The sequence below is a fragment of the Streptomyces sp. NPDC037401 genome (genome assembly GCF_055602345.1).
Window position 1 is genome coordinate 39,566 of record NZ_JBVJWO010000030.1, and the last position, 8,423, is coordinate 47,988.

The window sequence follows — 8,423 nt, forward strand, 5'->3', positions numbered from 1 at the left end:
CGGGCGTCAGGCGGCGCGGCAGAGGGCCGTCTGGTCGGCGGGTGCCGTGGTGCGGGCCACGGTCGCGGGCACGGGGTGCACGGTGGGGGTGGTGGCCGGGGCCTGCGAGCGGTTGCGGGCGAAGACGACGAGGCGCAGTACCGCGAATCGTGCGACGCCGGCGAGTGCGGAGGCGGACAGGTAGACGGCCTGCTCGAGCACCGGGCCGGGTGCCGCCACGAGCTGGTGCAGGACGAGCATCGCCACGCAGGTCACGGCGTAGGCGACGGCCGCGGATCCGGCCGACTGTGCGTGCTGGCGCCAGGTGGCGCGCCCGCCGGTGCCGAAGGTGATGCGGGCGTGGAGCTCGGTGGCGAGGAGCGTGGAGGCCGCCGTGATCAGGGCGTTGGCCAGGGCCCAGGGCATCCAGGAGGCGAGGGCGACCACGGCGAAGCTGGACGCGAGCCCCACCCCGCCGCCGCAGAGCACGAAGCGGGCGAAGGAGGCGAAGGCGCCGGGTGCCACCTGCTGCTCGCTCTGCGCTGTCTCCATGATCCACCCCTTTGACCACTCACTCCGCGGAACGCGAACCCCTCGGCCTACAGGCCCCCGGTCCGTCGTTTCTCATGAAGGAAACGCTACGTTGCATTCATGGATCGAGCAACGTAGCTATTGCGCTTGAGTGGTGTTATCGCAGGTGATAGCGATCAAATCGTTGCAACTGATGCAGAGCTAACGCAACAATCTAAGCAACTTCGTTGCAATAGATTGGAGGTGAACGCTATGCCGTTGATGCCGCTCGACCTGTGAGCCGCATCAACGGCACTGCGTGCTGCGCGCCACACGGGAGGTGCACGCCCGCCGCTATGCCACCCTGCTGGCGAAGCGCCCGGCATCCGGCACCGGCACCGCCGCGGGCCGACCGGTGAGTGCGGGGCGTGCGGATGCAGTGAGGGACGCGGGCGAGACGGGGAAGTCGAAGTAGGTGTCCGGGAACGGTTCGTCCCGGTGGGTGTAGTGCCACCACTCCTCGGCGAGGTTCACGAACCCCGCCCGCTCCATGGCGGATTTCAGCAGCATCCGGTGGGCGCGCTGCTCGCCGCGGATGCGCGGGTCGAGGGTGTGGGACCGGGTGTCGAAGCAGTCGAACTCGGTTCCCATGTCGACCGGGGCCCCTCCGGCGCGCACCAAGGTCACGTCGACCGTACTGCCCCTGCTGTGGCCGGACCTGGCGTGGATGTAGCCGTCGGCGAAGAGCCGTGACTTGTCGATGTCCGGGTAGAACTCCGCCTTCGTGTGCTGGTCGTCGAGGTCGGCCGCCCAGCGGGCGATGTGCGCGACGGCCCGGGCCGGCCGGTACGCGTCGTAGACCTTGAGGCAGTAGCCCTGGGCGGCGACGTCGACCTGTACGGCTGCCAGGGCGTGGGCGGCGACCCGGGTCATGAAGCACAGGCCGTCCTCGTAGCCGTCCATCGGACTGCCCACGAAGTTGTCCGGACCTGCGTAGCGGATGTCCAGGATGATCCCGGTTCTCAGGCGTGCGAGGTCCACGAACTCCCCGGGTGCCGACGCGGCGGGCTCCTGCGCGAGTGCGTCCTGAGGTGACTGACGGAGAATCAGAAGATCTTGTGCCGACATGCGCGTGTCCTTGTCCTGGTGTGTGCGTGCCAGGGCGTGCACCGGCTGCCGCGCCCTTCGTCAGCACACCACCGCGTGACTCAACGCCGCTCGAGCGGCGGCTGAGCCCTGCTCTACGCCCGCTCGGCGGACGGACAAGGAGCAGGGACTCGTCAGGTGTCGAAGCCCTGGCGGGATGCCTCGATGTGGCCGAGGTATCGGTGGGTCCAGTCGCAGAGTCCGTCGATCGTCACCCGCAGGGCATGGCCCGGCTCGGTGAGCGTGTACTCGACCCGTGGCGGCACGACGGGGTGCACCGTCCGCTCGACCAGGCCGTTGCGCTCCAGCATGCGCAGGTTCTGGGTGAGCATCTTGTGGCTGATGCCCTCGATCTCGTTCCGCAGCTCGCCGAAGCGCAGGGTGTGCTCACCCAGGGCCTCGATGATCAGGAGCGCCCACTTGTTGGCGATGTCCGAGAAGATCTCCCGCGCCAGCGAGTCCGCGCGCCTGAGGTCTGCCTCGTCGGGCGAGCCCGTGAACTGCTTGGTCACCATCAGGTTCCCCAGTCACTAAAAAGTGCGTTCTTCCATGTCAGCGGCCACTCTCCTACGGTTCCTGAGTAACCACAAGAGAGCGACGCATCCCCGGTTCCACGGAAGCGGGCACGCGTCGCCCGGAGCAACGGAGGCGGGCAGCATGGCCATCACCCTGGTGAACCCCGGCGGATTGCCGGAAGTCGATGTGTACCGGCAGGTGTCGATCGCGACCGGGTCGAAATTGGTCTTCGTCGCAGGACAGGTCGCCTGGGACGCCGGCGGGGTCACGGTCGGCGCAGGCGACCTCGCCGCTCAGGTCGAGCAGTGCTACCTCAACATCGGCACTGCCCTGTCCGAGGTCGGCGCCTCCTTCGACGACGTGGCGAAACTGACCGTCTACGTCGTCGACTGGACCCCGGACAAGATGCCCCTGCTCTTGGAGGGGATCGCCCGGGCGGCGGCGAAACTGGGGGTCACGCCGGTTCCGCCGGGCACGCTCCTGGGCGTCGCGGCACTGGACGTACCCGAGCACCTGGTCGAGGTCGAAGCCACCGCCGTCATCGACTGAACGGTCGCCGTCCGCCCACGCGCGGTGGCACGGCTTCCGGCGTGCTCCCGCCTACCGGAGGCGGCTGCCGTCCGGCGTCGCGCGAAGTTCTCGTCGGGCGACCGCCTCGAACGGAGTCGGCGGGCGGCCGGTGAGGCGCTGGACGGTGTCGGTGGTACGGTCCTCCGCGCCCTCGGCGATGGCGCGGTCCATGCCGGCCAGCATGGCGGCGAACTCCGGCGGCATCACCGCGGCCAGACGGTCGCGCATGTCCCCGTAGGTCAGTTGCCGGTGCACCACGGGGCGGCCCGTGACCCGGGTGACGATCGCGGCGACGTCGTCGTGGCTGAGCGCCTCCGGACCGGTCAGGACCAGGTCGGAGTTGGGCGCCCGGTCGTCCGTGAGGGCGCGTACGGCAACGGCCGCGATGTCGTCCGCGTCGACGAAGCCGACCCGGCCGGCCCCGGCCGCCGTCCGGATGATCCCCTCCTCGCGAATGCCGTCCGCGTGGGCGTGCGTTCCGGTGAAGTTCTGCATGAACCAGGAAGGCCGCAGGACCGCCCACTGGTCGAACAGGCCGGGCAGCGCCCGGTGCACCACCCCCGTGGCCGGGCCGCCCTCGGGGACGGCCGAGGAGCTGAGGAGAACGGCGCGGCGTACGCCGGACGCGCGAGCCTGCCGCAGGAACGGCAGCATGACCGCGGCCGGGTCCGGATCCCCCACGGGCGGCACGAGGTAGACGCGGCAGGCTCCGTCGAGGGCGTCGTCGAAGGTGCCGGGGTCGTACCAGTCGAAGCGGACCGGATCCGCCCCGGGGAGCGGGGTCGTTCGGCGGCCGGCGGCCCTGACGCGGTGGCCGGCTTCGATCAGCTGCCCGGCGGTCCGGCTGCCGGTCGTGCCCGTGGCGCCGATGACCAGGGTGGTTCCCGTGGGCGTCATCGGGCGAGGGTGAAGGTCCGTCGCAGAGGTGGTCGCGGGCATGGGGCTGCTCTCCGTCCCGTACGATACGGACCAGCGGTCCGCTTCTTGGTGAACGATACGGACCGGCGGTCCGTATCGCAACCGGAGGAACCCGATGCCCGAGCGCAGCCCACGCAGGGACGCGGCCCGTAACCGGGCGGCCGTCTTCGCTGCCGCCGACGCCCTCTTCACCGACTGTCAGCGCCCCGAGGACGTGACCATGGCCGACATCGCGGCCGCGGCCGGCGTCGGCAAGGGCACGCTCTTCCGCGCCTTCGGCGACCGCACCGGACTGATCGGCGCGCTGTACGAAGCGCGACTCGAGCCGATCAGGAGCGCCGTCGAAGAGGGCCCGCCGCCGCTGGGGCCCGCCACGCCGCCGCTCCAGCGCGTGCCCGCCCTGCTGGATGCCGTCCTGTGCTTCAAGCTCGACAACCGCCACCTCGCCCTGGCCCTGGAGGGAACCGGCGCGGACAGCCCCTACCGGACCGCACACTACGAGCGCTGGCACGCCCTGCTCCGGGACCTGCTGGAGCAGATCCCCGGCCCGGCCGACACGAACTTCACCGCCCACGCCCTGCTCGCCGCCACCCGTGCCGACCTCGTCGCCCATCTCGCCGACGACAAGGGCGCGCCCCGCGAGGAACTGCGCGGGCAACTGGCGGAGTTCACCGCCGGGATCCTCGACACCCGTGCCCGACGCGGACCGTCCGCCGCGCACTGACGATCTCGTCTACGCCCCTCGCGGAGGCGCGCCGTCACGAGGTCCCGCCGGCCCGGGGACGCCTCCCGGCGGTGGCGGGGGGAGGGGTTTTGACGGCACGGCCTGGTCCTGCGCGTGTGAGGCCCAGCGGATCCACGCGTCGAGCAGGGCCCCCAGCGTTGCCGCACCGGCCCCGTTGTCCTCGAGGTGCCTGGTGTAAGCCTGGAACCTGTGGCGGCCTGTTGGCCAGAAGGGATCGGCGGCGGCCAGGCGTGCGAGTTCACCCAAGGGCGTGTGCGAGCCTTCGAACTGCCGGAGCCAGGCGCTGAAGTCGCGCATCGGTCCGCGTGGTTCCTCAGCCGTCATCGCCGGACCCGGCGACCCTTCTGTCCTGGTCGAGGGTCGCCCTCACCCGCCGTTCGGCGATTGGACCGATCATGTCGCGCTGGTCCCCACTCACTTGCCGACCTTCTGAACGATTACCTCCGTTTCTTACGGGTGCAGTCGGTCCGTGTCCAGGGAGTGGGGCGACCTTCGGCCAGCCCCGTCGGCACCCCTTCCAGGAGCCGTCAGGCGGCCCTCGCCGGGGGTGCGGGAAGCGGGGTCGGGGCGGCGTACTCGAGCGGCGCGGACGGGTCGACGGACACCTCCAGCGGGGCCCGCTCGGCTCCCGAGCCGGCAACTGCAATGTAGGTGCAGTACGAGGGCGTGCGGGTCGCCGTCGGGTCAGCCCGGGTCCGGAGCATCGACGATGTTGCCGTCCTTGTCGAGCGTGTGGGTACGCCAGTACACGTCCCACTTGTCGTCCACCTGCTGCGGCACCTTCCCTTCCGGGTACCGCGCGTATCCCGCCGGGGGCGCTTCACCGTCCGGGACGCATGCCGATCCGGTGCCGCCCACTGACAGGACGGGGTATTCGCCGTTGGAGCAGATGTCCTCCTTGTACTCGAAGGAACATCCGGTGAGTGCCACGATTGCGGCGGCCGCCCCGGCGAGGGCGGCAGCGGCAAGGCGGACGCTGCGAGGCCGGAGGGCGGTGGCGGGCCGGGCGATACTGCGGGTCGAAGGCATTACTCTCTCCTGTCCAGACGTTCCGTCTGCACCCACTCTCGCCGCCACGAACCGCCTGCCCCTGAGTACGCGTACTCAGGGGCAGGCGTACGGATGCTCAACTCGCCGCTCCTCCGCCGGGCCTACGGCTGCTTCGGCATCAGGACGGTGTCGATGATGTACACGTTGGCGTTGGCGGTCTTGACGTTGCCGCACACCACGCCGGCGGTCTCGTTGACCTCGTACGCCTCGCCGGAGCCCGTGGTGGTGACCATGCCCTTCTGCAGGGTCGCGAAGGAGCCGTTCTCCAGCTGCTTCGGAGTCAGCTTCTGTCCCACCACGTGGTACGTGAGGATGTCCGTCAGGGTCGCCCTGTCGGCGAGGACCTCGTCGAGGTCGGCCTTCGGGATCTTCGCGAAGGCGTCGTTGGTCGGCGCGAACACGGTGATGTTCCGGGCGTTGTTGAGGGTGTCGACGAGTCCGGCCTGCTTGACGGCGGCCACCAGGGTGGACAGGGCCGGGTTGTTGGAGGCGGCGGTGGCGACCGGGTCCTCGGCCATGCCGTCGAAGGAACCGGCACCCTCCCTCGGGACACCGGCACAGGCCGGACCGAACGGCCGGCCGCCCGTGATCGCGTCGTCGTCCACCGGGGTGCTCTCGCCCGTCTTGGGAGCGTCCTCGCCGGCCCCGGCGGGTGCGGCCCCGGTGTCGCTGCCGGAGTCGGAGCAGGCGGCCAGGGAGAGCGGCAGCAGGGCGGCTGCGGCTACGGCGATCGCGGTACGGCGGACCCGCATGCTGTTCATGATCAGGTTCTCCTCGAATGGGTCGGTCTCGGTATGAGAGGGCTCGGGGCGGTTCTTGCCGGCCGGGGTGCGGCCCGCGCGGCGGTCTCAGGGGACGGTGACGAAGACGCTGTGCCGGCCGCTCGCTCCGTCGGGGATGGTCCGGGTACGCCGCTCCGTCTGCACCCGGCCGGTGCCGTCGGTGGCGCGGACGGTGATCGTGTGCCCGCCGGGGACGGGCCGCCAGCGGCAGGACCACTGGCGCCAGGTGTCGACGGTGTCCTGGGCGGCGAGGTCGGCGTCCTGCCAAGGCCCGTCGTCGATGCGGACCTCGACGCGGGAGATGCCGCGGCGCTGGGCCCAGGCGACGCCGGCGACGATGACCGTGCCGGAGGCGGGGCGGGCGAAGGGCTCGGGGGTGTCGATGCGGCACTGGGTCTTCACCGGAGCCCGGCGGGCCCACTTGCGTCTGACCCAGTACGGGTCGTAGGCGTCGAAGGTCGTGAGCTCGATGTCGGTGATCCACTTGCAGGCGGAGACGTAGCCGTACAGGCCGGGGACGAGCATGCGGACGGGGAACCCGTGGGCGAAGGGAAGCGGCTCGCCGTTCATGCCGAGGGCGAGCATCGCGTCGCGCCCGTCCATGACGTCCTCGACCGGTGAGCCGAGCGTCATGCTGTCCACGGAGCGGGCGACCAGCTGATCGGCCCGGCCGCCCTCCGAGGGGGGCTTGACGCCGCATTCGGCCAGCAGGCCGGCCAGCGGGACACCGAGCCAGCGGGCGTTGCCGGTGTAGGGGCCGCCGACCTCGTTGGAGACGCAGGTCAGCGTGATGTCGCGTTCGATGAGAGGGCGGGCGAGGAGCTGTTCGAGGGAGAAGGCGGTGGGCCGGGTGACGCCCTTGCCGTGGATCCGCAGGCGCCACGTGCCGGCGTCGACCTTCGGTACGACCAGAGCGGTGTCGACGCGGTAGAAGTCGCGGTTGGGCGTGGTGAACGGGCTGATCCCGGCAACCTCCACCTGCGCGCCGGCCGGAACCGCGGCTGCGGCCGAGGCCGGAGCGGGCAACACGAGGCCGTTGCGGGAGGCGACGGCGCCCTGCCCCCGCTGCCCGGAGAGCGATCGGCCCACGGCCCCGGCGCCGGTGGCGGCCGCGGCGGTCACGGCCGCCGTGGTGAGGAACCCCCGCCGGCTCCAGCCGCCCCCGGTGCGCTCATCACCGGCCGGCGGGCCGGCGGGGGTGGCTTTCCCTGTCAGGACGTACAGGACGACGGCCCCGCCCACGGCACCCGCGAGGGACGGCAGTGCGTCGGCGGCGCCCGCGGAGTCGGGCCTGCTCAGAGCCGCAGCCGCGCCGACGATTCCGAACACCAGAACACCGGCCGCCCCCGCGCGCCGGTACCGCAGCGCCAGGACGCCCAGACACATCGCGAACAGCGCCAGCAGGGCGAGGATGCCGATTTGCAGGACGGCCTTGTCGTTCTCCCCGAACGTGCGGATCGCGAAGTCCTTCACCGCGGCCGGAGTCCGGTCGATCACCGCGCCGCCCACCACCGTCACCGGCCCGGCGGCCGGCCGCACCAGGGCGGCGGCCGGCTCGGCCACGGCCAGCGCCGTGAACGCGGCCAGAAGACCGGCCGCCGCCCCCAGGGCGGCGCGGAAGGTGGTGCTGCGGAATCTGCTCACACCCCGCATTCGCAGGCGCCAGCCCGGCGGATTGGTCCCCCGCCCGAACGAGTGACATCCGCCGTACGGAGACGCTCGGAGTCGTTTCCAATTCTTTGTCCCTTTCATTCCGAATCTGGGGTGATGCTCCTGTTCGTGAGGGAGCTGGTGTCCCGACCGCTGATGAAGGGAGGAGGTGGGTGCGATGACCGCTTCGCTGTCCGTGCGGCGTCTGGTCGTCGGAGCGGCGTCGGCCGGTCTGCTGGCCGGTGGTTCGCTGGCGGGCCTGTCCGGTACGGCGAATGCCGCCCCGGCGGCATCGTCCTCGGTGAGCTCGGTGAGCTCGGTGAGCTCGATGCTGACGGGTGACCGCGCAAGTGGCACGACGGCTGGTGGGACAAGGGCCACTGGAAGCAGCACTGGGTCCCCGGCCATTGTGCCAACCACTGGGTCCAAGGCCACTGGAACTGCCACAAGTGGTAGCGCCGGCCCGGGTGCGGGGGGGGGGGGGGGGGGGGGGGGGGGGGGGGGGGGGGGGGGGGGGGGGGGGGGGGGGGGGGGGGGGGGGGGAGGGGGGGGTGTGT

10 protein-coding genes are annotated in these 8,423 nt (G+C 71.4%); 2 read left to right on the top strand and 8 right to left on the bottom strand.

The window, feature by feature from the left end; genetic code table 11:
• Positions 1-6 precede the first annotated feature (6 nt).
• The 3 genes from ACZ7H1_RS27465 to ACZ7H1_RS27475 all read right to left on the bottom strand — a co-directional run bounded on the left by ACZ7H1_RS27465 (position 7) and on the right by ACZ7H1_RS27475 (position 2,150).
• On the bottom strand, positions 7-531 hold the full coding sequence (locus tag ACZ7H1_RS27465; RefSeq protein ID WP_470790454.1) for a GtrA family protein: 525 nt from the start codon (positions 529-531) through the stop codon (positions 7-9).
• Positions 532-843: 312 nt separating this feature from the next.
• Positions 844-1,617 (bottom strand): M15 family metallopeptidase, encoded by a 774-nt coding sequence (locus ACZ7H1_RS27470; RefSeq protein WP_470790455.1) that lies wholly within the window; start codon positions 1,615-1,617, stop codon positions 844-846.
• A 152-nt stretch (positions 1,618-1,769) separates the two neighbouring features.
• Positions 1,770-2,150, bottom strand: a complete 381-nt coding sequence (locus ACZ7H1_RS27475; RefSeq protein WP_470790456.1) for a winged helix-turn-helix transcriptional regulator — start codon at positions 2,148-2,150, stop codon at positions 1,770-1,772.
• Positions 2,151-2,292: 142 nt separating this feature from the next.
• Here ACZ7H1_RS27475 and ACZ7H1_RS27480 point away from each other — a divergent pair, with 142 nt between their 5' ends.
• Entirely contained in the window at positions 2,293-2,700 is a 408-nt protein-coding gene (locus ACZ7H1_RS27480; protein ID WP_470790457.1) for a RidA family protein, read from the top strand.
• A gap of 51 nt (positions 2,701-2,751) precedes the next feature.
• Here ACZ7H1_RS27480 and ACZ7H1_RS27485 read toward each other — a convergent pair whose 3' ends face one another.
• On the bottom strand, positions 2,752-3,618 hold the full coding sequence (locus ACZ7H1_RS27485; RefSeq protein ID WP_470790458.1) for an NmrA family NAD(P)-binding protein: 867 nt from the start codon (positions 3,616-3,618) through the stop codon (positions 2,752-2,754).
• 136 nt (positions 3,619-3,754) lie between these two features.
• Here ACZ7H1_RS27485 and ACZ7H1_RS27490 point away from each other — a divergent pair, with 136 nt between their 5' ends.
• On the top strand, positions 3,755-4,363 hold the full coding sequence (locus tag ACZ7H1_RS27490; protein WP_470790459.1) for a TetR/AcrR family transcriptional regulator: 609 nt from the start codon (positions 3,755-3,757) through the stop codon (positions 4,361-4,363).
• 548 nt (positions 4,364-4,911) lie between these two features.
• On the opposite strand, the gene ACZ7H1_RS27495 is transcribed toward ACZ7H1_RS27490, so the two are convergent.
• From ACZ7H1_RS27495 to ACZ7H1_RS27510, 4 genes are all read right to left on the bottom strand, one after another.
• The gene (locus ACZ7H1_RS27495; protein WP_470790460.1) at positions 4,912-5,088 is read right to left on the bottom strand and encodes a hypothetical protein; all 177 of its coding nucleotides are present in this window, start codon (positions 5,086-5,088) and stop codon (positions 4,912-4,914) included.
• A complete protein-coding gene (locus tag ACZ7H1_RS27500) occupies positions 5,069-5,413 on the bottom strand; it encodes an SCO0607 family lipoprotein (protein ID WP_470790461.1) in 345 nt (114 codons plus the stop codon). Before ACZ7H1_RS27500 ends, ACZ7H1_RS27495 begins: the two co-directional genes overlap by 20 nt.
• A gap of 122 nt (positions 5,414-5,535) precedes the next feature.
• Positions 5,536-6,195: a fasciclin domain-containing protein gene (locus tag ACZ7H1_RS27505; protein WP_470790462.1), complete on the bottom strand. Its 660-nt coding sequence runs from the start codon at positions 6,193-6,195 to the stop codon at positions 5,536-5,538.
• A gap of 87 nt (positions 6,196-6,282) precedes the next feature.
• Complete coding sequence (locus tag ACZ7H1_RS27510) at positions 6,283-7,869, bottom strand: molybdopterin-dependent oxidoreductase (RefSeq protein ID WP_470790463.1); 1,587 nt, start codon at positions 7,867-7,869, stop codon at positions 6,283-6,285.
• Positions 7,870-8,423: the final 554 nt, after the last annotated feature.

Excerpts from the sequence above, each read along its gene's own strand:
- ACZ7H1_RS27465 (WP_470790454.1), bottom strand. The coding sequence starts at position 531 with ATGGAGACAGCGCAGAGCGAGCAGCAGGTGGCACCCGGCGCCTTCGCC.
- ACZ7H1_RS27470 (WP_470790455.1), bottom strand. The coding sequence starts at position 1,617 with ATGTCGGCACAAGATCTTCTGATTCTCCGTCAGTCACCTCAGGACGCA.
- ACZ7H1_RS27475 (WP_470790456.1), bottom strand. The coding sequence starts at position 2,150 with ATGGTGACCAAGCAGTTCACGGGCTCGCCCGACGAGGCAGACCTCAGG.
- ACZ7H1_RS27480 (WP_470790457.1), top strand. The coding sequence starts at position 2,293 with ATGGCCATCACCCTGGTGAACCCCGGCGGATTGCCGGAAGTCGATGTG.
- ACZ7H1_RS27485 (WP_470790458.1), bottom strand. The coding sequence starts at position 3,618 with ATGACGCCCACGGGAACCACCCTGGTCATCGGCGCCACGGGCACGACC.
- ACZ7H1_RS27490 (WP_470790459.1), top strand. The coding sequence starts at position 3,755 with ATGCCCGAGCGCAGCCCACGCAGGGACGCGGCCCGTAACCGGGCGGCC.
- ACZ7H1_RS27495 (WP_470790460.1), bottom strand. The coding sequence starts at position 5,088 with ATGCTCCGGACCCGGGCTGACCCGACGGCGACCCGCACGCCCTCGTAC.
- ACZ7H1_RS27500 (WP_470790461.1), bottom strand. The coding sequence starts at position 5,413 with ATGCCTTCGACCCGCAGTATCGCCCGGCCCGCCACCGCCCTCCGGCCT.
- ACZ7H1_RS27505 (WP_470790462.1), bottom strand. The coding sequence starts at position 6,195 with ATGAACAGCATGCGGGTCCGCCGTACCGCGATCGCCGTAGCCGCAGCC.
- ACZ7H1_RS27510 (WP_470790463.1), bottom strand. The coding sequence starts at position 7,869 with ATGCGGGGTGTGAGCAGATTCCGCAGCACCACCTTCCGCGCCGCCCTG.